General features: G+C 35.9%; 21 protein-coding genes. 17 read left to right on the top strand and 4 right to left on the bottom strand.

The genetic code is table 11. The features are described 5' to 3' along the window. Positions 1-21: 21 nt before the first annotated feature. Together dnaN and dnaA are read right to left on the bottom strand one after the other, a co-directional pair. Positions 22-1,152: a DNA polymerase III subunit beta gene (gene dnaN, locus JZO69_RS15065; RefSeq protein ID WP_207113645.1), complete on the bottom strand. Its 1,131-nt coding sequence runs from the start codon at positions 1,150-1,152 to the stop codon at positions 22-24. A gap of 200 nt (positions 1,153-1,352) precedes the next feature. Then, positions 1,353-2,696 (bottom strand): chromosomal replication initiator protein DnaA, encoded by a 1,344-nt coding sequence (gene dnaA, locus JZO69_RS15060; RefSeq protein ID WP_207113644.1) that lies wholly within the window; start codon positions 2,694-2,696, stop codon positions 1,353-1,355. A gap of 755 nt (positions 2,697-3,451) precedes the next feature. Between dnaA and rpmH the strand changes: the two genes are divergently transcribed. From rpmH to jag, 4 genes are all read left to right on the top strand, one after another. Next, positions 3,452-3,586 (top strand): 50S ribosomal protein L34, encoded by a 135-nt coding sequence (gene rpmH / locus JZO69_RS15055; RefSeq protein ID WP_010762140.1) that lies wholly within the window; start codon positions 3,452-3,454, stop codon positions 3,584-3,586. A gap of 291 nt (positions 3,587-3,877) precedes the next feature. After that, on the top strand, positions 3,878-4,216 hold the full coding sequence (rnpA, locus tag JZO69_RS15050) for a ribonuclease P protein component (RefSeq protein WP_207113643.1): 339 nt from the start codon (positions 3,878-3,880) through the stop codon (positions 4,214-4,216). Between the two features lie 15 nt (positions 4,217-4,231). Continuing rightward, positions 4,232-5,059 carry a membrane protein insertase YidC gene (locus tag JZO69_RS15045; RefSeq protein WP_207113642.1) on the top strand — a complete coding sequence of 276 codons (828 nt, stop codon included), beginning with the start codon at positions 4,232-4,234 and terminating at the stop codon, positions 5,057-5,059. A gap of 15 nt (positions 5,060-5,074) precedes the next feature. Then, positions 5,075-5,848, top strand: a complete 774-nt coding sequence (jag, locus tag JZO69_RS15040) for an RNA-binding cell elongation regulator Jag/EloR (RefSeq protein WP_207113641.1) — start codon at positions 5,075-5,077, stop codon at positions 5,846-5,848. A 216-nt stretch (positions 5,849-6,064) separates the two neighbouring features. On the opposite strand, the gene JZO69_RS15035 is transcribed toward jag, so the two are convergent. After that, positions 6,065-6,406: a hypothetical protein gene (locus tag JZO69_RS15035; protein ID WP_207113640.1), complete on the bottom strand. Its 342-nt coding sequence runs from the start codon at positions 6,404-6,406 to the stop codon at positions 6,065-6,067. Positions 6,407-6,718: 312 nt separating this feature from the next. Between JZO69_RS15035 and mnmE the strand changes: the two genes are divergently transcribed. Both mnmE and mnmG read left to right on the top strand, forming a co-directional pair. Next, complete coding sequence (mnmE, locus tag JZO69_RS15030) at positions 6,719-8,116, top strand: tRNA uridine-5-carboxymethylaminomethyl(34) synthesis GTPase MnmE (RefSeq protein WP_207113639.1); 1,398 nt, start codon at positions 6,719-6,721, stop codon at positions 8,114-8,116. A gap of 13 nt (positions 8,117-8,129) precedes the next feature. Beyond that, on the top strand, positions 8,130-10,028 hold the full coding sequence (gene mnmG / locus JZO69_RS15025) for a tRNA uridine-5-carboxymethylaminomethyl(34) synthesis enzyme MnmG (protein WP_207113638.1): 1,899 nt from the start codon (positions 8,130-8,132) through the stop codon (positions 10,026-10,028). 157 nt (positions 10,029-10,185) lie between these two features. Here the strand turns inward: mnmG and JZO69_RS15020 are convergent, their stop codons facing one another. Further along, positions 10,186-14,469 (bottom strand): LPXTG cell wall anchor domain-containing protein, encoded by a 4,284-nt coding sequence (locus JZO69_RS15020; RefSeq protein ID WP_207113637.1) that lies wholly within the window; start codon positions 14,467-14,469, stop codon positions 10,186-10,188. A gap of 592 nt (positions 14,470-15,061) precedes the next feature. Between JZO69_RS15020 and JZO69_RS15015 the strand changes: the two genes are divergently transcribed. The 11 genes from JZO69_RS15015 (at position 15,062) to JZO69_RS14965 (ending at position 26,114) form a co-directional block, all read left to right on the top strand. After that, positions 15,062-15,406: a hypothetical protein gene (locus tag JZO69_RS15015; RefSeq protein ID WP_207113636.1), complete on the top strand. Its 345-nt coding sequence runs from the start codon at positions 15,062-15,064 to the stop codon at positions 15,404-15,406. A gap of 99 nt (positions 15,407-15,505) precedes the next feature. Continuing rightward, on the top strand, positions 15,506-16,270 hold the full coding sequence (locus JZO69_RS15010; protein WP_207113635.1) for a peptidoglycan amidohydrolase family protein: 765 nt from the start codon (positions 15,506-15,508) through the stop codon (positions 16,268-16,270). Between the two features lie 100 nt (positions 16,271-16,370). Beyond that, the gene (locus JZO69_RS15005) at positions 16,371-17,345 is read left to right on the top strand and encodes a dimethylarginine dimethylaminohydrolase family protein (protein ID WP_207113634.1); all 975 of its coding nucleotides are present in this window, start codon (positions 16,371-16,373) and stop codon (positions 17,343-17,345) included. Between the two features lie 509 nt (positions 17,346-17,854). Then, positions 17,855-18,682, top strand: a complete 828-nt coding sequence (locus JZO69_RS15000) for an isocitrate lyase/PEP mutase family protein (RefSeq protein ID WP_207113633.1) — start codon at positions 17,855-17,857, stop codon at positions 18,680-18,682. Positions 18,683-18,697: 15 nt separating this feature from the next. Continuing rightward, positions 18,698-19,744, top strand: coding sequence for a bifunctional transcriptional activator/DNA repair enzyme AdaA (locus tag JZO69_RS14995; protein ID WP_207113632.1), 1,047 nt, complete (start codon positions 18,698-18,700; stop codon positions 19,742-19,744). A gap of 288 nt (positions 19,745-20,032) precedes the next feature. Next, positions 20,033-20,992, top strand: a complete 960-nt coding sequence (locus JZO69_RS14990) for a GH25 family lysozyme (RefSeq protein WP_347401599.1) — start codon at positions 20,033-20,035, stop codon at positions 20,990-20,992. 267 nt (positions 20,993-21,259) lie between these two features. Further along, positions 21,260-21,955, top strand: coding sequence for a GNAT family N-acetyltransferase (locus tag JZO69_RS14985; protein ID WP_207113631.1), 696 nt, complete (start codon positions 21,260-21,262; stop codon positions 21,953-21,955). A 37-nt stretch (positions 21,956-21,992) separates the two neighbouring features. Further along, positions 21,993-23,387, top strand: a complete 1,395-nt coding sequence (locus JZO69_RS14980) for a M24 family metallopeptidase (RefSeq protein WP_207113630.1) — start codon at positions 21,993-21,995, stop codon at positions 23,385-23,387. A gap of 347 nt (positions 23,388-23,734) precedes the next feature. Beyond that, complete coding sequence (rsmG, locus tag JZO69_RS14975; protein ID WP_207113629.1) at positions 23,735-24,451, top strand: 16S rRNA (guanine(527)-N(7))-methyltransferase RsmG; 717 nt, start codon at positions 23,735-23,737, stop codon at positions 24,449-24,451. A gap of 15 nt (positions 24,452-24,466) precedes the next feature. Beyond that, entirely contained in the window at positions 24,467-25,228 is a 762-nt protein-coding gene (locus JZO69_RS14970) for a ParA family protein (protein WP_010762166.1), read from the top strand. Continuing rightward, positions 25,221-26,114, top strand: a complete 894-nt coding sequence (locus tag JZO69_RS14965) for a ParB/RepB/Spo0J family partition protein (RefSeq protein WP_207113628.1) — start codon at positions 25,221-25,223, stop codon at positions 26,112-26,114. Before JZO69_RS14970 ends, JZO69_RS14965 begins: the two co-directional genes overlap by 8 nt. Positions 26,115-26,153 lie beyond the last annotated feature (39 nt).

Below are 26,153 nucleotides of genomic sequence, written 5' to 3'. Positions count from 1 at the left end.
GTTTTTCACACACTCTTTTTCTTAATTTGTACGAACAGGTGTAATCAATTGAATAAAGTCTAAATCTGTTTCTGTCGGTTCTAATGTAAATGGACGGATTGCAGAAATAAACTTAACGGTAATACTCATATCGCCAAAAGCACGTAAAGCATCTTTCATATAGTCTGGATTGAACGAAATTTCCAATGGATCACCAGTTACTTTTTCATAATTTAGCGGTTCTTCTACTTTACCGATTTCTGGAGAATTTCCATAAAGAACAACTGAATCAGATGCAATTGCCAAACGAACGATATTATTGCGTCCTTCATGTGATAACAACGAAGCACGATCGATCGCAGATAATAATTCTGGTACATAAAAATCGATCTCCGTATTGAAGCTTGTTGGAATTAAGCGATTGGTATCAGGATAATTTCCTTCTAGCAAACGAGAATAGAAATACATGTTTTGTGTTTTAAACAATACTTGGTTTTCCATGATACTGATTTCGACCATTTCTTCTTCATTCGTAAATGAACGAGAAAGCTCAGTCAAACTTTTTCCAGGAATAACAATATTGAAATCTTCTGCTGCTTGTTCAACTGGGATGATTCGTTGACTTAAACGATGTGAATCTGTTGCCACAGCTAATAATTTTTGATTTTCTAAAATAAAATGAACACCTGTCAAAATCGGACGGCTTTCATGTAGAGAAACAGCAAAGCCAGTTTCATTGATAATTTTTGTCAACAAATGAACAGGTAATTGAATTTGATTTTTAGCATCGATTACAGGAAGGTGTGGATAATTATCTGCATCTAGTCCGTTCACTGTGAAATCTGCTTTTCCTGAAGTGATTGCTACTTGATTGTTTTCTAAGACTTCTAATGTAAACATATCTTCAGGTAATTTACGGATGATTTCTCCAAAGAAACGTGCTTGTAAAACAATACTACCTGTAGATTCAATTGTCATTTGAGCTTTTTCATCTTCTTGACTTAGGAAACTTTCAATAGAGATATCAGCATTGCTTCCTGTTAATGATAATCCTTCGTCAGTTAAAACGATTTTTACACCTGTTAAAATTGGGATAGTTGTTTTAGAAGAAATTGCTCGTTGAACAGTTTGTAATTCTTGTAAGAATATATTTCTTTTTACGGTTACTTTCATAATGATTGAACTCCTTTTTTAATTGATTTTAAAAGCAAGATTCTTGCTAAGACAGTTTTGTATTTATATATAAATAAATAATAAAAGTAGTAGGTCCTGTTAATTCTGTGGAAAAGTCTGGAAAGGAAACAAAAGATAAGTTTTCCACCTGTGTATAAGTTGTGGAAAACTTTTTAACATTTTGCTTTTTTATCCACAGGCTAGGAATTAAGCAAGTTTTTGATTTCTCCAACTTCTTTTTGAATTGCTGGATCTTTTTCCATTAATTGTTGGATTTTTTCATGCGCATGAATAACAGTTGTATGATCTTTTCCGCCAAATTCAGCACCTATTTTAGGAAGTGAATTATCAGTCATTTCTCTAGAAAGATACATAGAGATTTGTCTAGGGACAACGATTGATTTTACACGTTTCTTGCCTTTTAGGTCTTTTAATTGGATATGATAATATTTTGCTACTTCTTCTTGAATCTGTAAAATCGATAGGTGGTTTTGAGTGCCGACAGATTTTAGGGATTTCAGTGCATCAGCTGCTAGGCTAGTGGTGATGTCTTCACCATTGATCGTAGCATAAGCCTGAACTCGGACTAAAGCACCTTCTAATTCTCGAATATTGGAATCAATTTGACCAGCGATATAACTAAGCGTATCGTCAGGAATTTCTAGTCGCTCTGCATCGGCTTTTTTGCGTAAAATAGCAATTCTAGTCTCTAAATCAGGCGGTGTAATATCAACTGATAGCCCCCAAGCGAAACGAGAAACTAAACGTTCCGGCAGTTTTGGAATATCATTGGGTGGTCGATCACTTGTCAGAACGATTTGTTTGTTTTCATTATACAAATCATTGAAGGTATGGAAAAATTCTTCCAATGTTGCTTCTTTTTCGGCTAAAAATTGAATATCATCGACTAACAGTAAATCGACGTTTCGATATTCTTTTCTAAACTGTTCTGAATTCTTTGTTTGGATCGAGTTGATAAATTCATTGGTAAATGTTTCACTGCTGACATATTTCACTTTGGCATCCGGTCGATTTTGCAGCATTTGGTGACCGATAGCATGCATCAAGTGGGTTTTTCCTAGACCAACGCCACCATAAAAGAAGAGTGGATTATAGATAGAACCAGGATCTTCTGCTACAACTAAAGCTGCGGCATGTGCCATTTGGTTTCCTTTTCCGATGACAAATGTGTCAAAAGAATATTTTGGATTCAATAAAGCCTTTTTCCCATGTTCCGCAATTTTTTCTTGCGTTACAGGGGCTTTTTTTTCTTCTTGAATCGGCATCGTTTCTTTTTCACCAGTCACAACAAAATGAGGCATCACTTCAGCACCGGTCAATTTAAAGCCAGTTTCAACGATTTTTGCGGCTAAATTCTTTTCCCAATAGTCTTTATGAACAGCAGAAGGAACTTCTAACCATAATTGGTTATTTTCCAACTTTAGCGGTTGCGTTGTTTTTATCCAAGCATCAAAACTTGGCGCAGACAAAACAGATTGGTAAGTATCTTCCAGATCTCTCCAGAAACTTTCCATATCGGGCATATGGTGACCTCCTTAATTTAGAAGCGGAACAAGCCGCGTAGCTCTGACAGAAAAATAGGAAAATATGATTAAGGTGTTTTTTACCTTATTTATATCTTATCTCTTTTCCGAAGAGCTGGCTTGTGCAGCCAGATAATATACGGAAACAATATTCCGTGTGACGTTATCTTGTGTTTTCAATATCAGTTCAGAATGTTTTCTGTTTTTTGAAAAACAAGTTATGTAGCATTTATTACAAAACAAATCTAAACTAATTTTCCTATATAAAATAGCAGTACAAATATAAATAGATAAGCAAATAGAATTTTAGCATTTTTTCGGAACTTTTTCCACAGGCAAATGGTGAATTGTGGAAAAAAAATTCACAGAACGGTATAAACTTATCCACAAAGAGAAAATAAACGGTGGATTTCTCATCGTTATTTTATTTATCCACAGCAAGTTCTGCAAAACAAAACCAGCTAATAAAGGTTTTTCAGGAAGTTATACACAGAAGGAAAAACAAATGTGCATAACTTTTTAACAACCTGTTTTTTTGTGCAAAAGTGCGGAGAAAACTAAAAACGAAATGTGCTTCTAAAAAAAACTATCCACAAGTTACCCCTAAATATTTCCGTTTTGTGGATAACTTATTTAGAGAAGTGGAAAAATTAATTCCTGAAAATTTATTGACAAATCTACCCATTACTAGTTATACTATCAAAGTATGTCTATGTATTGATGGATAGTTACAATTTCAGGAGGTGGAACAAGAGATGAAAAGAACGTATCAACCAAACAAACGCAAACGTCAAAAAGTTCACGGTTTCCGTAAACGCATGAGCACAAAAAATGGTCGCAACGTATTAGCGAGCAGACGTCGTAAAGGCAGAAAAGTTATTTCAGCATAATTTATGTTGACTTTAAATAACGAATCAAGTTTAAACTAAGAACCCTTTATTATCTTCACAATGTATGTGTGAAAGTAATAAAGGGTTCTTTGCTTTATCTTGTGTGGAAAATCTTCCTTTCCTAACAAAATAAAGTGAAAAAATTCAAAAAAAATGATAATATATGAAATTAGAGTCATGATTACCAAAATCTCTAGAGATTTTCCTTGAAATTTGGAAAAAAATGACTGAGATATGCTATTATTGTAGAGTGAGTTAAAAAGAAAGATAGAAAGAAACAAAGGGATGCAGATGAAGAAATCCTATAGAGTAAAAAAAGAAAAAGATTTTCAAGCAGTGTTTCAACATAAACAGTCATGTGCTAATCGAAGATTTGTCGTGTATGTATTAGACAAACCAGAACAAAAGCACTTTCGGGTTGGGATTTCCGTAGGTAAAAAAATCGGGAATGCCGTTGTTAGGAATGCTGTGAAACGTAAGATTCGGACCTCGATCTACCAATTAAAAGAATCAATCGATTCAACTTGTGATTTTCTTATCATCGCAAGACCAGGTGTGGACAAATTAACATCTGAAGAAATCCATAGCAATATCAAGCATGTGTTAAAACTTGCAAAAATTTTGAAATAAGAGAGGAACAGTTTTGTGAAGAAGTATAAACGCTTATTATTGATGGCAGGTTTAGTCACACTTGTTTTTGTGTTGTCTGCCTGTGGAACAGCCCCGATTAACGAGAGCAGTACAGGAATTTGGGACCGCTATATTGTCTATTATTTCGCTGAGGCGATCAAATTCTTATCTATTTCAGCAAATACTGGTATCGGGATCATCCTATTTACATTAGTAATTCGGATTATTTTATTACCATTAATGCATTTCCAAACGAAAAGCATGCGCAAGACACAAGAACTACAACCTAAATTAAAAGCGCTACAAAAACAATACTCATCAAAAGATCCGGAAACACAACGATTATTCCGTGAAGAACAACAAAAACTATATGCTGAAAATAATGTAAATCCGTATGCCGGATGTTTACCATTATTGATTCAAATGCCGATCATGATGGCGCTGTATCAATCAATTTCTCGTGTACCAGAATTGAAACAGGGAAGTTTTATGTGGCTGAACTTAGGTCAACCCGATCCATATCTGATTTTACCGATTTTAGCAGCGGCCTTTACATTTGCCAGCAGCTACTTAACTAGCATGAGCCAAATCGAGTCAAATGCGTCATTGAAAATCATGAACTTTGTAATGCCAGTTATGATCTTTGTTATGGGGATGAACTTGGCCAGCGGATTATCACTTTACTGGGTGGTGTCTAATGCCTTCCAAGTAGGACAAACATTATTGATCAACAATCCATTCAAGATTCGTAAAGAGCGTGCAGAAGCAGAACGACAAGTGAAAGAACGCGAACGAGCACTGAAAAAAGCAATGAATCCTAAGAAAAAAAATAAGAAAAAATAAAAGGAGGTTTTCCAGATGCCGGTTTATGAGGGAAACACAATTGAAGAAGCGACAACTAATGGGTTGCACGCACTGAATTTATCAAAAGAAGATGTAGAGATTACCGTGATCACTGATGCTAAGAAAGGTTTCTTGGGTTTTGGTAAAAAACTTGCTCAAGTATCAATCGAACCAACTGTTAGCGAACAAATCACAGAAGCCGTTGAAGAGACAGTCGGAGACATCATTGTGGCAGATGAGGAAGTTAAAACAGAAATGGCAGTTGAAGAATTGCTAGCTGCTAAAACATCTGATTCTTCTGAACCCAAAATCTTGGAAAACCTAACAGATGAAGAGGCAGTTACTGAATTAGCAATGTATTTAACTATGATTTCAAAAGAATTAAATGCACCAGCATTGGTTCGTTTAGAACGTAAAGATGGCTTATTAGTTTTCCATTTAGACACAGATAAACAAGGGATTTTGATTGGAAAACATGGAAAAGTCTTAAATGCATTGCAATATTTAGCACAAGTCTTTGTTCATCGTGTGGCAGAAAATAAATTATCGGTTGTTGTAAATGTGGGTGATTATCGTGAAAAACGCCAAGCAATTTTACAACGTTTAGCAGAAAGAACAGCTGAAAAAGTTAAACAAACGGGTCGTCCAGTTTTTCTAGAACCGATGCCGGCATTTGAACGAAAACAAATTCATTTTACCTTAAGTAAAGATGACCACATCAAAACACATTCAGAAGGTGACGAGCCTTATCGTTATCTGGTTGTTGAACCTGTGAAAAAACATTATTAATCGAATAAAGATGAGTATTCCGCTAAAAAATACATTGACAATTATTGTTAAACAAAGTATATTTTAAACGAAATCATTCTTATCAACGTACAAAATACGATGATAAAGTAGTTGGAGCATTCGTGCTTCTTCCAGCCTGGTTCTTTTAGAATCAGGTTTTTTATTTTGTTCAAAGCAAAAAAAGAAGCGAATTCGCTTCTCCTTTTTATATATTACTTAACCAATATTCGTTTGTGTAAATTGAACCACAGTCCCATAAGCAAAAATTTCCACGACCCATTTTCCTTGATATTCCACATATTTTTCTTCAAAATGACAATTGATTACAGCATCTGCTTCATATTCAAATGCAATCAATTTTAGCTGACGATAGACGCCGCTAAAGACATCATTTGGATTGACATCGGGTGAAAATAAATCTGTCTCAATTCGATCTGTCGCAAAAACAATATCCCGAACGATATACTTTCTACTAACATTTCCTGTCGATAATGTGATTCCACTTAAACGATTTTCTAATTCTTGTTGATTAAGTTCATCCTTATTTGCTCGTTTCATCATAGGAACCTCCTTGCTTTATTAGTTTTATTTTAAAGATAAACCAGAAGAATTGCAAAGTTAACGAACAATTTCAGTAAACAAACAATGTTGCGAAAAAAATAAAAATATGCTATTCTATGTCAAGAAATTAATAGGAATTGATGCAGTGAAAGTGCTAGATCCAACCTGAAAAAATAGGGGTGGAGTGGGCGCTTTTTTTGTAGCCAAAAATTGATTTATACATAATTTTGAAAAAATAAGAGGTGTTTCACGTAGTTATTATTACGCAAAAAACAGCTCAATCCATTAATGAAAGGAATTCAGTCAATCATGCAACAAATAACGCTAGAATTTGATACGATCGCCGCAATTTCAACGCCTCCTGGCGAAGGAGCTATTAGCATTGTCCGTTTGAGTGGAGATGAAGCGATCAATATCGCAAATAAAGTCTATCGCTCCGGTAGTAAGCAATTGCTTGATGTGCCTACTCACACAATTCATTACGGTCATATTCTTGATCCTAAAGATGACAGCTTGCTGGATGAAGTGATGGTTTCTGTAATGCGAGCACCGAAAACCTTCACTAGAGAAGATGTTGTCGAAATCAACTGTCACGGCGGGATCGTGGTCGTGAATCAATTATTGCAGCTATTATTAAGAGAAGGCGCACGTTTGGCTGAACCTGGTGAATTTACCAAAAGAGCCTTTTTAAATGGACGAATGGACTTATCTCAAGCAGAAGCGGTAATGGATTTGATTCGGGCAAAAACAGATCGGGCAATGCATGTTGCTTTAGATCAATTGGATGGAAATTTATCTTCTCTGATTCGCTCATTAAGGCAAGAGATTTTAGAAACTTTAGCCCAGGTTGAAGTCAATATCGATTATCCTGAATACGATGATGTCGAAGAATTAACAACCAAGTTATTGTTAGAAAAAGCTGGCTTTGTTAAAGCTCAGATTGAAGGATTGCTGACGACAGCCAAACAAGGAAAAATTCTACGAGAAGGCTTAAGTACAGCGATTATCGGCCGTCCAAATGTCGGAAAATCAAGCTTGCTGAATCACTTATTGCAAGAAGAAAAAGCCATTGTAACAGATATAGCTGGAACCACTCGTGATGTTATCGAAGAATATGTGAACGTTCGTGGTGTACCACTGAAATTGATCGATACAGCTGGAATTAGAGAAACAGAAGATATTGTAGAACGAATTGGGGTAGAACGCAGTCGTAAAGCATTAGCTGAATCCGATTTGATTTTACTAGTTCTAAATCAAAATGAGCCGCTAACAGAAGAAGATCGTCAATTATTAGCTGCGACGGAAGGTTTAAAACGAGTAATCTTACTAAATAAAATGGATTTACCTTCTCAATTAGACCGAGAAGCATTAAAACAGCTCGTTAATGATGAAGAAATATTACCCGTATCGGTTTTATCCAATACAGGGATGGAACAATTAGAATTAAAAATTGCAGACTTATTTTTCGGCGGACAAACAGGGGAAAAAGATGCAACTTATGTTTCCAACACCCGCCATATTGCCTTATTAGATCAATCAGCAATCGCGCTAGATGAAGTGATTCGAGGAATCGAAGCTGGCATGCCAGTTGATCTCGTTCAAATGGATATGACCCGCTGTTGGGACTTTTTAGGTGAAATCGTCGGTGACAGTGTTCAAGATGAACTAATCACTCAATTATTCAGTCAATTTTGTTTAGGAAAATAGAGAGGAAGAGTCGATGAATCAATTTAAAGCAGAATCTTATGATGTAATCGTAGTTGGAGCAGGACATGCGGGCTCAGAAGCAGCTTTAGCCTCTGCTCGCATGGGCAGCAAAACACTGCTCCTAACAATTAATTTAGATATGGTCGCATTTATGCCGTGTAACCCATCTGTGGGAGGTCCAGCCAAAGGAGTCGTAGTGCGAGAAATCGATGCCTTAGGCGGCGAAATGGGTCATAATATAGACAAAACATACATCCAAATGCGGATGCTAAACACAGGAAAAGGTCCGGCCGTTCGCGCGTTGCGCGCCCAAGCGGACAAGCACGCTTATGCTACTGAAATGAAGCACACGATCGAACGCACAGACAACTTATCATTACGCCAAGGAATCGTTGAGCGTTTGATCGTGGAAGATGGTATTTGCAAAGGAGTTGTCACAACAACAGGTGCTCAATACCAAAGTAAAGCGGTGATCATTACAGCTGGAACAGCACTTCGCGGTGAAATCATCATCGGGGAACTAAAATATTCTTCAGGCCCCAATAATTCATTGCCATCGATTGGTTTAGCTGATCACTTGAAAGAATTAGGCTTAGAAATGGATCGTTTCAAAACTGGGACACCTCCTCGTGTAAAGGCTAGCACGATCGATTATTCTGTCACAGAAGAACAACCGGGCGATGAACAACCAAATCACTTTAGTTTCAGTACGCCAGATAGTGCTTATAATTTGGATCAACGTTCTTGTTGGTTGACGTATACGAATGAAGGAACTCATGAAATCATTCAAGACAATCTACACCGCGCACCAATGTTTACAGGAATCGTAGAAGGTGTAGGCGCACGTTACTGCCCTTCGATCGAAGATAAAATCGTTCGTTTTTCTGACAAACCTCGTCATCAATTATTTTTAGAGCCAGAAGGATTGAATACAGAAGAGGTTTACGTTCAAGGACTTTCTACTTCCTTACCAGAAGATGTTCAAACGGATATTCTACATTCAATTGAAGGATTGGAAAAAGCTGAAATGATGCGTACAGGTTATGCGATCGAATATGATGTTGTTGTGCCGCACCAATTGCGTCCAACACTTGAAACGAAAGTGATCGATGGCTTATTTACAGCGGGTCAAACCAACGGTACCAGTGGCTATGAAGAAGCAGCAGGACAAGGATTGATTGCAGGAATCAACGCTGCACTTAAAGTACAAGGGAAAGAACCGTTTGTCATGAAACGCAGTGATGGCTATATCGGTGTTATGATCGATGATTTAGTGACTAAAGGAACCAATGAACCCTATCGTTTACTAACATCAAGAGCTGAATATCGTTTGATTTTACGTCATGACAATGCAGATCTACGTTTAACAGAACAAGGGCATGAAATTGGTTTAGTTAAAGAAGACCAATACACAGCCTATCTTGAAAAGAAAAAAGCAGTCGAAACTGAAATCGCTCGCTTGAATTCAGTCAGAGTGAAGCCTACAGCGGACGTACAAGCGTTTTTAGAGGCAAAAGGTTCTGTTCCGTTGAAAGATGGGGTCTTAGCTGGAGACTTCTTAAAACGCCCAGAAATGAGCTATCATGAAGTGACACAATTTATTCCAGCAGCCGAAGTAGAATTGGATGATAAAGTTATTGAACAAGTTGAAATTCAATTAAAATATGAAGGCTACATCAAAAAAGCACTAGAAAAAGTCGATAAACTAAAACGAATGGAAGCCAAACGAATTCCAGAAAATATCGACTATGCAGCTATCAATGGCTTGGCGACTGAAGCGAAGCAAAAACTACAAAAAATCCAACCAGAAACAATTGCTCAAGCAAGTAGAATCAGTGGTGTAAATCCAGCTGATGTGTCGATTTTGATGGTTTATATCGAGCAAGGCAAGATAGCAAAAGTACAAAGCTAATAGAAGATAGTTAAAACAGAGATGTTATTCATCCATTCATGAACTTATTTTCTACAATAGAAATACCCAGTGAGCGTAAATCTTCTCACTGGGTATTTTTCATCTATTTTTTCAAAACTGTAAATCTTTATTTTCTGATATTCAGATAACTTAGAATTTATTTCGCGTGTTTGCCTTTTTTTCTTTTCCAGAAAAGAAGTGATCCAGCGATTCCTGTCATCAAGACGCCGATACTTTGTTCTGTTACAGAAGTTGCGGTTCCTGTATTGGGTAGTCGCCTTTTAGCTGAACGAGTATTTGGCAGTGTATTTCTTGAAGGATTGGTTACGGTATTTGTGGTAGTTCTTAGCATCTCAGATTGGACCTGCTCTTTTTCTTTCGGTTTTACTAGTGTTTTCGGCTCTTCTGGACGTTTCCCTTCCACAGGCGCTTCTGATGTATTTGGTTTAGTTGACATCGTAATCTCGATAGGTTTTTCTACAGGTTTTGTGGTCTCTTCTACTACTTCTGGACGTGTAATCTCTGGAATAACAGGATCTCCACAAGCTGGAGCTTTCTCGAATTCTTTCGGTTTTTCCACGGGTGCGACGCCTGTAACTTCATCTAAATCGTTTAAATCAATTGGCGCTTCTGGCTGCAAACTACCTTCGGCTTCTTCGCTATCAAAATCCACATCAGTTACATCTTGTGATTCTTCTAATTTAACAATTGGCTCAGTTGGTACTGAGGCGTGTTTTTGTGTTAACGCATGTTGTGTAATTCCTGTAATTTCCACGATCGCTTTTGATGAAACTACTGTTGGCTCTATTGCTAGGTTTACAGGTTTCTCTACAGGCTCAACTTTTTTAGGTATGCTAAGAATTGCTGGCTCTATAGGTTCTATAGGCATCTCTGGTACGGTTGGAATGCTTGGAGCTGTGAGCTCTAAAAGTTCAAGATCACCTAAATCAATTCCGACAGGTTCAACATCAATTGGCTTAATATCAACTGTTCCAAGGAATGATTGTGTACTCATCCGCCAATTAAAGACAGAGCTGCCTCCGCCCATTTGTATCCAATCGTAGAGTGAGAGGTTTAAACCTTCAAGATAAGGATCTTCATAAAAATCGTCAAGTCCTGATTGGTAAACACTTGTGGCAGCCTTGAGACCTGAAGTAACGGATGTAGTAATTCTATCTAAATTAATAGGCGGCTGAACACTGCTACCTGTTGCGTTATTAAACTCATCAATAGCAGTAGCGATAGCTTTGTTTGCTTCGGTCCATTCAGAGGAAACTCCTTTTAAATACTCAGAGTACTTAGTCAGGCTTTTGAGTGCTTCACCTGCTTTTGTTTTGTAAGTAGAGACAAATTCATTCCAAGCATCAGTGGTATTTAATGATTGTAGATGTTCATCAGGATATCCAATAGAGGAAAAATCCAAATCCCCAGCTGAATTGATAATTGTGACCCATGTATTCAATTCTTTATTAGGATCACCTGCATTGCCATTTGCCCAGCCTGATTTATAGGTATTAAAAGCATCGGAATAGTTATTGTATGCTTGATAATATTGTTGATACGCTTTAGCATTATCTATATTTTTTAGCATCATTTCTTCTGCTTTTTTTATATAATCTGATAATGTACTCTCAAAACCTGCGGGCTTATAAACATTGGTAATATTACCTTCAGGTACAATAGAGCTGGCATTATAGGCATTATTTTTAGATTGATATTCCTCAATAACTGGCCATGAGAGAGTTAGGGCTTCTGTTAAAGCTTGTTTAGCTAAACTGTATTCAGTCTGCCACTCGGTTAAGTCATTTTGAATATTTTCAGAATTTTCCTGTGTGATTTTATCTTTTGGGAAATTTTTAAAGACATTCTCCATGTTAGTTGTAGCATCATTAATTTTTGTTGCAGCAATAACTGCATTATCATATGCTGCTAGTGCTTCATCATAAGGCTGTGAAGCGGTGCCGTGCATTTCTTGTGCCAGAGCATATTTTGTCTGTAGAGCTTCATATTGTTTATACGTTGAAGCATACGCTTTTTCTAGTGTTTTTAACGTTTTATCTGCTAAATTATATGTAGTATCAGCTGATTCCCATGCCAAAAAAGCATCGGTATACTTTACATGAATGTCTTTGTATTGTGTTTCGATTTCTGTAAAGGCTGTACGTAATTCATTATATTTTTCTGAAACAGCTAGATACTCAGCTTCATGTTTGTTTTTCTCTGTTTGAAGGTTTTTCAATGTTTCAGAAGTAGATTCATAAATTTTAAGTGCCTGCTGATATTTTTGTTCAAGAACAACATAGTAAGCAGCTAATTCTGCATATTCTTTTTCGCGAAGCTCATAAGCTTCAGTGATTGCTGAAATCTTCTCTTGTGCAGTTGAATAAGCTATTTTAGCTATAGTATATTCGTTTTTTAACTCACTAAACTGTTTTGTTACTGCCGTATAATTTGCCTTTGTTTCGGTATATTGTAACGTCAATTCCTTGTATTGTTTTTTAGTTGTGGTCAGGAGTTCACTCACGTTTGCAAAAACTGTTTTAGCCTGTAAAAGGTCAGCTTTTAGCTTGATCAATTCATCTTTAAGTGTTTGCTGTTGTAGCAATAGCTGATCATAGTCGTTACGGATTATTTCGTATTGTTGGCGAATTGTTTCATAAGTAGTCTTTGCCTCGTTATACTTCTCTTTGGTTAATTCATAGGCAGCTGAGCCACTTATAAATTTAGTTAAGATGTCGTTATAAGACAAGCTTAATTTTGTTGACTGATCTTTTACTTCATCAACTTCTGCGAGTGTTGTTTTATAGGCTTTTTCGGTTTTTTCGTAGACACTCATTACTTGAATATAGTTGTTGCTGATTGCTTGATAGTCTAACTCTAATTTTTGGTAATTACTTTTAGCTTGGTCACGTTGTGCAACAAGAGAATCATACGTTTGTTTGATTGCTTGATAAGAAGCTGAAATAGTTTGATAGTTTGCTACTATTGTTTCATAAGCTGTTTTTGTCTCTTTAAATTGGTTAGTTAGTAAATCGGCTTGTTCTTTTACTTGTTGATAGTGGTTATTCACTTCATTGTAAAGGGTATTATTTTCTGTATATACGTTTAGTGCAGCTGTATATTCTGCTGTACCTTCTTCATATTGTTTTAGAATCGTCTCAGCTTCTGTTCGTTTTTCGTTATATGTGTTCAATTCTGCTTTATAAGTAGCGAGTTGAGTATCGTAAGCTGTTTTTTGTTGATCATAAGTTGCTTTAGCTGTGTCGTATGTTTTAGTTTTCTGATCGAAAGCCTGTTTTTCTATTTCATGAGCTGTTCTCGCCGTTTCGTACTGATTTACTAAGTCCTTTAATTGATCGGATACATTGTTGTAATTAGCTAAAGCTGTTTCATAAGCTTGTTTTTTTGCTGTATAGTCATCTTTAATTTGGTTGTAAGCAGTAAGTTTACTCTCATAGTCACTTATGGAGTTGTTTAGTTCGGATAAACGTTTTTCACAATCAGCTTTTTCAGTTAAATAAAGGTCTTTTGCGGTAGTATACTCTTTTAATAGCGTGTTGTATTCACTAAGTGTCTGATCATAATCAGATTTGACCGTAGCATATGCTGTTTTAGCTGATTCAAATTCAGTTTTGCTCGCACTATATAAATCAGCGGCCTGATTAAATTCTGTTGCTGTCGTATCATAAGCTTCTTTTTTAGTATTGTACTTTTCTAGTAGCGTGTCATAAGAAAGTTTTTCTAAATTGTAGTCCTTTAACTGATTATTGTAGGTATTTTTTGCATTGTTATAAACAGCTTGAATCGTTTCATATTCTGTCGCTATTTTTTCGTAGGTTGTCCTCTTTTTCTCATATTCAATACGTAAGTTTTCATAAGTTATTCTTTGATTCTCAGCTTCACTATTTGCTGTTTCGTAAAGAGTCAGTGCAGCTAAGTATTTCTCCTGCATACCAAGGAACGTCACTTCTGTTTTTTGATAAAGAGCCTGTTCTGTTTCATAAGCATCCTTTGCTTCATTATAATGATCAATATGTACTTCATAATTAGATTTATTTGTTTCATAAGCAGATCTGCTTGCCTCATAAGTTTCTGCAATTTTTTCGAAATTCAGTAACTCTGTTTGATAGGCTTCTTTCAGGACATCAAGTTCTGTATTTAGTTGATCGGCAGTTTGATAGGTAGCATCAGCGTTGTTTTTCAATTCATTATATTCATCCAACGCACGATCATAGTTGTTTTTTACTGTTACGTACTCGTCTCGTGCAGCTTCATATTCTTTCAAAATTCCAATATAATCTTTTGGCAAAGCTGGTTGTGTCGATTGGTCTACTTGTTCTAAGGCCACAGCAAATGTACGAATAGGTGTAACAATTCCTATAAGAATAGGACTGGAATATAATATGAACTTAAATGATCTTTTTTTCCATAACTCATTCATTAAATACACATACCTTTCTTTTTTTATTATCTTTCATAAAGTAAAATATTGAAAATAAAAAGATAATTATATTTACACAAATGTAATTGTACTATATGGTGAAGTGAAATATTCATCATATTTTTTTGCATTCTTCTAATTTTTTGAGAACATAAGGGGTGTGTAATAGAATAAATAACAAAAAATACTTTGAATAAATGAACTATATGATGTTTCACAATTGTTTTATCCAAAAAAATGTTTATTAAATTACAAAATATAGAAAAAGTAAAACAAACTAAGCTGTATTGATTTATTTCTTGTTAAAATTAAATGAGAAATAAATTTACGCTCAAAATATAAATTGTTTTGTAAATACTGTTTTTCAAAGAAAAGACAATAAAATAAGTGATTTTTTTACTATATATTTTCTAAATACAATCATTAATTTTTTAAGAGAAAAAGATAGGAAAGTTTTTGGGAGAGTGTTGATAGTAAGTTAAGAGTTTTAATAAGAAAATTTGCAGTAGAATGAACTTGTGAAAAAGCCAGTGCGCTTCAATAGGCGCAAGTATTAATAATAGTCCCGTTAGAAAAAGAAAGGAGGGAAAAAATGCGTAAAATAAATACAATTGACGAGTTTTGGGAAGCAGTAGATGAAATAAGAATAGAAAAAAACTTAAATTGGTCAGATTTAGTTGGTGGAAAGGCCAAATTAGCTACTAGTAAAAAATGGAATCTTACATTGATGAACATTCTTCAAATACAAAAAGAATTAGATGTAGATATCATTAATACATTAGCATATCAGCTGTTTGATACAGAAACGAACCCGTCTAAAGATCCCGAGACACCACAAAAGATGGCGCTAATACATCAATGGATTCAAGCAGATAATTGGATGGAAAATGAAGAGACGGTGCAAAAAGTTCAAGAATTAGCGATGACGATTATTTGATAAAAAACTACTGGATAAACGGAGGATCAAAAGAACTTAGTTTTCAAAATGGAACACTTTTGATTCAGCCGTATTAAACAATTAAAGGAGTGAAAACATATGTCTAACATAGAAAAAATGATCAGATGGATGACGGATCGAAAAGGGAAAGTTACTTATTCGATGGATACACGTTTAGGACCTAATAGCTATGACTGTTCTAGCGCAGTTTATTTCGCGTTAATTAGTGGCGATTTTTTACCAATTGGAACAATGGGAAATACAGATACACTTTTTACTCATTTGGGGAAATCAGGATGGATTCAAGTACAAGCGGATGTATCAGGCAATTATCCTGTGAAAAAAGGCGATATTTTTATTTGGGGAAATCAAGGTTCATCTGGAGGTGCAGCAGGGCATACGGGTATTTTTATGGATCACCAAGGTACGATTATTCACTGTAATTATGGCTATAACGGTATTACGATCAATGATCATGATACGATCTGGAGACTGAATGATTGTCCTGCAATTACAATTTATCGTTATAGTAAAGATGAAAACAATCATCAAAAACCACAGCCAAATACTCCTGAACCAATACCAGTGCCGCAAAAACAACAAGCTGGTTTGATTCCAATGAAAGGGATCTTTTATCCTGATAGGCGATTAGCAGTCAGCAAAGATACTAATCCAGATGATACGATCAGCCCAGCTCTCGACTATTATTTGCCAAATATGAGCATTAATTACGATCATTATATCCATAGTAATGGCTATGTTTGGATCAGCTATCTAAATTATGATGCAAAACGTCGCTATGTTGCTGTGGGACCGGATGATGATCAGACAGATACAACATGGGGAACAGGATTTTTTAACTAAAAAGTATAATGGGTTCATCTAGGAAAAGGGACTTATCTATAAAAATGAACAAAATCTTGCTATAATGTGGGAGAAATAATTATGGATGGAGTGACAATAGATGAGAACTAATTTTGTAGAGAGCGAATTTTCTCCATTAAAAAGAGTTGTTTTAGCGCAGTCACAATTTTATTTACCGGAAGAAGAAGAGCACCTAGATACTGGTTTTTTATCAGAAGAGAACTTGAATCTTTTTGATAAAAAAGTTGGAGATGTGGCTGATCTGTACCCGGAATTGCAAAAAAAATGGGAAAATGAAAAAGAACAAATGTTACAGTTGTTAACTTCTTATGGTGTAGAAGTTTTAAGACCACGGACATTGACGGAACATGAAAAAGCGTTAGGAAGAGATACAGGTCGAGGATATGCAAATTTCTTTTCAAGAGATCCTTTTTTCACTATTGGTAATTTCATTATTGAAGGAAATTTAAGATTTGCGCATCGGCGTTTGGAAATATTGCCGATTCGAGATATTTTAACGGCTGAGTCCAAACATCCAGAAGCACTTTATTTAGCTGCGCCGCAACCAGATATTTCTCAAGGAGTAGAAAGCGAAACAGGACCATTCTTAGAAGGCGGAGATGTCTTGGTATATGGAAAAACAATTTTTGTTGGCTATTCTGGATTGGCAAGTAATCTAAATGGTATATACTGGTTAAAGTCTTTATTAACACATTGGGATTATGACGTTGTACCTGTACGTTTACATCCTGATATCCTGCATTTGGATTGTGCATTGAGTATGGTTCGAGATGGATTGATGATTTATTGTAAGGATGCTTTTTTAGATGGACTGCCTAAAGAGCTGAGCCATTGGGATAAAATCAATATTTCTTTAAAAGAAGCATCTAAGTTGATGGCGAATGGACTTCCAATCAATGAGTCTGTATACGTTACAGATCAATCCTTTACACAGCTAATTTCAGCGTTGGAAGGTTATGGAATGAAAGTAGAGACTTTAGATTACGAAGTTTCAAGAATCTTTGGTGGCTCTTTCAGATGTACAACACAGGCATTATTAAGAATAGCTGATTAATCGCTAAATAGTAGAAATTCTGAATTTCACCAAACAATCGTAATAAAGAAACCAATTTTTCAACACAAAATAGTCACAATTTCGGGTTATTATATATTCATACCAAACAAATAACCCTAACAAAACACTTTTTCATTTTTTAACTCCTTTTCCCGCTCTTTCCCCGAAGAGCGGGTTCTTTGTTGTGAATCACTGTGATTGGCTACGCCAGAACAGATGATGAACAATACTTGGCGACCGTAGGGAGAGAAGTGACTATACTAGTGAATCCCCCCGCTTCAGTTCAATCTCATTGTTGTAAATTACGAAGAACGATGTGATTCGATGATGAACAATACAAGGCGTGAAAAGGGAGAGAAGTGACCATACTAGTGAATTCCCAAAACCCAAAAAAGTAATAGAAGCACAAGTCAACGTATTAAAAATAAAAGATTGATGTTCATTTTTCGAAAGAACCTTCTGTAAATAAGCAGTACACTAAAGAAACAAGATGAAGGGATTGATGATCAATGAATGAAAATAAAACCGCGCATTTTAGACATGCACATCAAAAGGATAAGCCACTTATTTTACTAAATATTTGGGATGTAGTTAGCGCAAATGAACTGACAAGGAAAAAAATTAATTTGATTTCAACAGGCAGTTATGCAATGTCAAATCATTACGGCTATCAAGATGGCGAAAATATGCCTTTTGATGAGCTATTAAGTTACATAAAACAAATGGACACAAAAACCAACTATATCACTGTAGATATCGAATCCGGCTATGCCATAAATACAGCAGATCTGACAAAAAACATTGAAACGCTCATCCAGATTGGCGTCATTGGTATCAATATTGAAGATAAACAACCAAATACGGAGACCTTATACACTATAGAAGAACAAAGCGAGCGGATATTATGTATCAAGCAAAAATGCAACGCTATAAAAAAGGATCTATTTATCAATGTAAGAACCGACACTTATTTTATTGGAGATGTCACCGAAAACAACCAAGATGAACAAGTACTAAACCAAACGATCTCGCGAATCAACGCCTATGAAAAAACTGGGATCGATGGTATTTTTATCCCAGGATTAAAAAATCAAGAACATCTAAAGAAAATAGCTGCAGCAACCAATTTACCGATCAATATCATGCTAGATATCCAAAAGGACTCAATCTCAGACTATCTAAATACAGGAATCTCAAGAATCAGCTTTGGTCCTTCGATCTATATGCTTTATAATGAAAGTGGAAATAATGATTTAAATAGTTTTTATACATCGTTATTGGCTGATTTATCTCAATACGAGGAACAAAATCACATTGAATTATTCAGAATACAGTAGAAAGGGGAATGCGCAATGATCGGCGAAAAAGAAAAAAAGCATTACTATCAAGCATTGCTGGCAAAGGATTCTACCTATGACGGAATTTTCTTTGTCGGCATTAAGTCAACTGGTGTTTTTTGTCACGCAACCTGTCCAGCAAGAAAACCAAAGTATGAAAACTGTACCTTTTACGAAACAGCAGAAGAAGCACTTTTATCTGGCTATCGACCTTGTAAACGATGCAAACCGTTATCTTTCCCAAGGGAGATTCCGCCACTAGTTCAAAAAATGGTTGAGCTAGTAGAGGAAAATCCAGAAAAACGTTGGAAAGATCAAGATTTCGCTGAATTGGGCATTCACTCGATGACAGCCAGAAGACAATTTAAAAAAGTCTACGGTATGACATTCGTTCAATATGCACGTTCAAGAAGGATGGGAATGGCTTTGAAATCAATCAAAAATGGTGAAAAACGAATCGATACTCAGCTGGATGTCGGCTATGGTTCACCTAGCGGATTCTATGATGCTTTTTCAAAAATCATGGGTAGAAATCCAAAGCAATCAAACGACATCAAGATATTATCGGCAGATTGGATCGATACGATTTTAGGCCCAATGATGAGTATTGCTGATGATGAATATCTGTACTTACTGGAGTTTGTTGACCGTCGAGGCTTGGAAAGAGAAATCGAACGACTACGCAATCGACTGAATGCTTCGATCGTTCCAGGAAAAACGAAGATCAATGAACAGATCAAAGCAGAGTTGGATTTGTATTTTGAAAAGAAATTAGATAAGTTTCAAACGCCTTATATATGTTTAGGCTCTGATTTTCAGAAAAGTGTTTGGCGGGCTTTGACACACATTGAGCGTGGAAAGACTTCTTCTTATAAAGAATTGGCAACGATGATCGGAAACCCAAACGGAATGCGTGCTGTAGGGAATGCAAATGGAGCGAATCAGTTGGCAATCATCATTCCATGTCATCGAGTAATCCAGACGGATGGCAGCTTAGGTGGTTATGGTGGGGGCGTAGAGCGGAAGAAATGGTTATTAAAACATGAGCAGGAGTATCGTTAAATTATAAAAGTAAGAACAAGGTTGGGATTAAGTGTTTAATCCTGAGAAATAAGAAGGGATTGCTTCTGCTCACACCGTTTATCCGGATTCCATATGGGTGGGATATGACTCGAAGAGTTAGGTCCCACTCACTTTTAAGTAACTAATGTTATTTTATTTAAATTCAAAAAAACACATAAAATCTACTATTTTGATCTAAAAGATTTATAAAAGTATGGTATTGTAAAGGAGTGGTTATTATAATTAATCAAAATTTTGAAAGAAAGAGTGGTTATAAAATTGAAAAAAGTGTTATTAAATGTATTGTTCATATGTCTAGGAAGCGCAGCTTTATTTTCTACTGATGTGCACGCACATGCTCAAAACAGAACAATTAACGAAACAAATAATCATGTTATGGGAAGCAACTTAAAAAAGGTAGAATCAGCTAAAAGAGAGCAACAGATTACGTTACCTTACACACAACAAACTCTTCCAAGAGCGGACTTTATCGATATTTCATCTTGGAATGGTGAAATATCTGTAGAATCCTATAAAAAAATGAATGCACAAGGTGTTAAAGGTGTAGTCGTAAAATTGACAGAATACACAACTTATCAAAATCCTTTTGCAAAAATTCAAATCGAAAATGCTAAAAAAGCAGGTTTAACTGTTTCCACGTATCATTATTCTTGGTTTGTGGATGAACAAAAAGCTGTTGAAGAAGCTAACTACTTTGCAGATTTTGCTGAAGAGCTTGGTTTGAGTTCAGATACAGTGATGGTTAATGATGCTGAAGAAGGAGAAATGATCCCGGCAGATGTAACCATCACATCAACTGCTTTTAAAAACCAGCTAAACAAACGTGGATTTAGCAACGTGATCCACTATAGTATGGCTAGTTGGTTTACAAATAATTGGCTGGAATTTCCAGTTTTAGGCAAAGAGAATTGCTGGGTAGCAGAATGGCCAAAATCACCATCGAATGAAAACTTATTACATTCAGATACAGCAGCATGGCAATGGAGTTCACAAGTGGAATTTTCCGGTGTGACAGGAGTATTTGATGCAAATGTGGACTATCTTGGTCGATTTACAGATACACTTGAGTTTAAATTGGGAACAGATATGAAGCCGATCCAGTATTATCAAGGGGAAGAAGTAGCGTATCAAGGGAAAAAGTATACAGTAATTCAAACACATAAAAATTATGGTGATCCTAGTGGCGTGCCAGGGATTGCTGAAGCTTTATTTACGGTGAAGAAGTAATTGGATAGATGAATAAAAAAGAGTGGACAATGGTCAGAACAAAATCTGATTATTGTCTACTTTTTTTGAGGTTAACAGCCACCTTAAAAGCCGCCACTGCTGAGTTGAAGATTAAAGGTATGTCAAAAATTATATATAATAGCATATTTTTTCAGATAATTATATATTAATCATCAATTGAATAGTTCCTTTAAAAGTAAAGATAAGGATAGTATTATATAAATGGAAGCCTTTTTTTGTTACACTGAGAAAAATAGGAGGGACGAGATGAGAGTTAATGAATACGGACAATCAATCGGGGCACCAATTGAGAACTGGTCTAAAAGGGAATATCCAACTAAGACTATATTAAACGGGATGTACTGTCGCTTAGAAAAAATGGATCAAACTAAGCATCTTGAAGGTTTGTACCAAGTCTATGGACCAGCAAGTGATCCTAAAACGTGGACATATATACCAATGGTTTCTTTCGAAAATAAAGCTGATTTTTCTACGTATTTAGAGTCAGCAAGCAAGTCACACGATCCATTTCATTATGTGATTATAGATAAGGCTAGTGGAAAAGCGCTTGGCACGCTAGCACTAATGCGAATAGATAGAGACAAAGGGACGATTGAAGTTGGATATGTTATTTATTCCGATCAATTAAAGAAAACACGAATAGCCACAGAGGCGCAGTATCTTTTAGCTTGTTACGTGTTGGATGAATTAGGCTATCGTCGCTATGAATGGAAATGTGACGCACTCAATGAACCTTCTAGGAAAGCAGCATTACGCTTGGGTTTTGTTTTTGAAGGGATTTTCCGGAATGCTTTGGTGTATAAAGAGCGAAATAGAGATACAGCTTGGTTTTCTATGATTGATAGCGAGTGGCCTAGAAACAAATCTCGAATGGATGTATGGCTAGATCCATCGAATTTTACTGCTGATGGCACGCAAAAGAAGCGTTTGAATGAGCTTTAAATACAGGAATCATTTAATTTGAAGGGAAGTCAATGAAATGAAACAGTCAGAAATTCAATTAACAAAGTTACCTAAACCAATGATTTTTACCGATGTTGCGCCAACATTTCTAACAGATGAAACGATGGATGAAAGAAAGCAAAAAGTATTGGAAAATATGAAGTCTGAAAATTACGATACTCTAGTGATTTATGCAGATAAAGAACATGGAGGCAATTTTGAGTATTTAACTGGTTTTATTCCTCGCTTTGAAGAAGGATTGCTTGTTTTAGATGTTACAGGTGAAAGCACACTGATTTTGGGGAATGAAAACTTAAAAATGGCAAAAGTTGCTCGAATTGAAAATCAATTGATCCATTCTCCACTTTTTTCTTTGCCAAACCAGCCGATGGATAATGAAGCAAGATTGGAAAATATTTTTGAAAAGATCGGCTTATCTGAAAAACGGAAAATTGGCGTTGTCGGTTGGAAAATGTTTACTACGGCTGAATCAGACAATGAAGCTTATTTTGATCTGCCTTATTTCATTATTCAAGCACTTTTAACGAGTAAAAATGATCAAGCAGTAATCAAAAATGCCGCCCATCTGTTTATTAGAGGAGATAAAGGTGCACGTACGACCAATAATGTAAATGAAATTGCTCATTATGAATATGGGGCAAATCTATCATCCATCTGTATTTTAAAAGCGATGGACATGGTTGAAGTTGGCATAACTGAAGCTACATTAGGCAATGAACTGACTGCTGAAGGACAAACCAACACAGTTGTTACAATTGCTGCTACAGGACAACGTTTTGAATTTGGGAATATATACCCAACTCATAAACAAGTAAAATTAGGCGATCCATTATCTTTAACAACAGCTTTCAAAGGTGGGTTATCTAGTCGAACAGGTTTTGTGATAGAAAATGAGAAGCAACTGCCAGAGAATCAGCAAGACTACTTAGAGAGAGTTGCTAAACCTTATTATCAAGCCGTCGCTATTTGGTTAGAAAAGATAAAAATTGGAATGGCAGGTAAAAAACTGTATCAAACAATTGAAACTGTTTTTCCTCAAGCTGATTACCACTGGCATTTAAATCCGGGACATTTAGTATCAGATGAAGAATGGATGTCTTCGCCGATCTACGCTAACTCTGAAGAGACATTGAAAAGCGGGATGATTTTACAAATTGATATTATTCCCTCTGTGGCAGGTTATACAGGTGTGAGTGCAGAAGAATGTGTGGCGTTGGCTGATGCTACGTTGCAAACTCAAATCAAAGAAAAGTATCCAGAACTATGGCAGCGCATAATTGCTAGAAAAGCTTACATCAGAGAAACATTAAATATTGAATTAAGCGAAGATGTGATTCCATTATCCAATACGGTAGGCTATTTACGACCGTTTTATCTGGCAAAAGATCAAGCGTTTCACTGTGTTAAATAAAAGTAAAATAAGCAACTATCCTTTAAATATAAGGGGAGTTGCTTATTTTATTTTAAAAATCCATTGTTACACGTGAAACATTTACTATATTTTTCGAAAAAAACCGTTATTTTTTCGAATGCCAATATTTCCAGTGGTTCCACAAGATGTAACTTTCCTTAAATAGATGCAAGTCTTTGGTACAATGAACGATTCAGGTGTTTAGCTACTTCTATTTATATAGAAAGAAACATTTTATTAAACTGTCATAAATCTTACTAAAACCATTGCAAGAAATTGCTATTTGCGTTAAAGTAAGAAAAGACAACTGTGAAACATTTTTCTGTTTCACGCAAGGAAGGAAACGTATGACACCAGAAGAATTTAGACAATTATTAAGCCAAAAAGAGATCCAACTATCGGATTATCAAATGGAACAATTTGCCCGTTATTTTGAATTACTTGTTGAATGGAATGAAAAAATGAACCTGACAGCAATCACAGAAGAAAAGGAAGTATACTTAAAGCATTTCTATGATTCTATCTCACTAGCGTTCTTTGAAGATTTTTCAACAAACAAATCAATTTGTGATGTGGGAGCCGGTGCGGGATTTCCTAGTATTCCCTTAAAAATCGTTTTTCCAACATTACAAGTAACGATCGTTGATTCACTAAATAAACGAATTACATTCTTAACTGAATTAGTTAATGAGTTGAAGCTGGAAAATGTTTCTTTGTATCATGATCGTGCCGAAACGTTTGGACAGCAAGAGCAATTTCGTGCGGCGTTTGACTATGTAACAGCTCGTGCAGTTGCTCGTTTGAATGTTTTGAGTGAGTTATGCCTTCCATTGGTAAAAAAGGATGGTTTTTTCTTAGCACTGAAAGCTGCTAAAAGTGAGGAAGAAATTATTGAAGCGAAGCCTGCGATTGCTATTTTAGGCGGAAAGTTTCAAAAAGAAGTTTCTTTTGAGCTGCCGATCACAGAAGACGAACGACATATTGTTGTGATCCAAAAGAAAAAGGAAACACCAAAAAAATACCCAAGAAAACCTGGGCTACCAAATAAACAACCAATCAAATAAGATGGAGGAACACAAATGGCACGAATAATTTCTGTAGCGAATCAAAAAGGCGGCGTTGGTAAGACAACGACTACTGTGAATCTAGGTGCATGTCTTGCTTATTACGGCAAGAAAGTGTTGCTGATCGATATTGATGCTCAAGGAAATGCAACAAGTGGTATCGGTGTACGTAAACCCGATGTTGCAACGGATGTTTATGATGTATTAGTAAATGAAGAACCAATCAAAAACGTGATTCAGCAAACTTCTCGAGAAAACTTAGATATCGTTCCAGCTACGATCCAGCTTGCTGGAGCAGAAATTGAATTGACTTCAATGATGGCTAGAGAATCTCGTTTAAAAGCTGCGATAGAAGAAATAAATGATATCTATGATTTTGTTTTGATCGATTGTCCACCATCTTTAGGACACTTAACAATCAACGCATTTACAGCGAGTGATTCGATTTTGATTCCTGTGCAATGTGAATATTACGCACTAGAAGGTTTGAGCCAGCTACTAAATACGATTCGTCTCGTTCAAAAACATTTTAATCCGGAACTACGTATTGAAGGTGTATTGTTGACGATGTATGATGCCCGAACAAATTTAGGCGCTGAAGTTGTGGAAGAAGTCCGTAAGTATTTCCGCGAAAAAGTGTATGACACGATCATTCCTAGAAATGTCCGTTTATCTGAAGCACCAAGTCATGGTTTGTCAATTATTGATTATGATCCCCGTTCACGTGGTGCCGAAGTGTACCAAGCACTAGCAAAGGAAGTGTTGGATAATGAGTAAAGGAAAAGGTTTAGGTAGAGGTATTGATGCATTGTTTCAAGATTTTGCTAGTTTGGAAGATGTAGATGTTCAAAAAGAAGAGGTACTTGAAATTCCTTTAAATGAACTTCGTCCCAATCCTTATCAGCCAAGAAAAACATTCGATGAAGCGTCCCTTCAGGAATTAGCAAATTCGATTCAGCAATCAGGTGTTTTTCAACCGATCATTGTTAGAAAGTCTGCCGTTAAGGGATACGAAATCATTGCTGGTGAACGACGTTTCCGTGCATCAAAATTAGCAGATAAAGAAACAATTCCAGCAATTGTCCGAGAATTTGATGAAGAAGCTATGATGCAAGTTGCTGTTTTAGAAAACTTACAACGTGAAGATCTAAATCCGTTAGAAGAAGCTGAAGCATATGATATGTTGATGAAAAACTTAAAACTGACGCAAGTAGAAGTAGCAGAACGTTTAGGGAAAAGTCGTCCATACATTGCGAACTATTTACGGCTATTAACGTTACCGACTCAAGTAAAAGAAATGGTTCAAGCTGAAACGTTATCGATGGGGCAAGCTAGAACTTTACTTGGCTTGAAAGACAAAGATATGATACTAACATTAGCTAAACGCGTGGTAGAAGAAAACTTAACTGTTCGTCAGTTAGAACAAATCGTCAATGATTTAAATGAAAATCAAGGCAAAAAAGCACCTAAGAAAGAAAAGAAAAATGCCAAAGATAAACCCTACTACATTCGCGAAAGTGAAGACCGTTTAATGGATAAATTTGGTACAACTGTTGCTATTCAAGAAAAAGAAGGCAAAGGAAAAATTGAAATTGAGTACTTGTCACAATCAGATTTAGCGAGAATCCTAGATATTTTAGAGATTCATTTTGATGAAGCGTAATCGAGTTGTTTAATAGAGCAATAAAAAGTGTAGAGCCAA

This window comes from Candidatus Enterococcus ikei, assembly GCF_017316105.1.
Taxonomy (GTDB): Bacteria; Bacillota; Bacilli; order Lactobacillales; family Enterococcaceae; genus Enterococcus_L; species Enterococcus_L ikei.
Note: the sequence above shows the minus strand (reverse complement) of the source record. Positions and strands in the feature narration are given on the sequence as shown.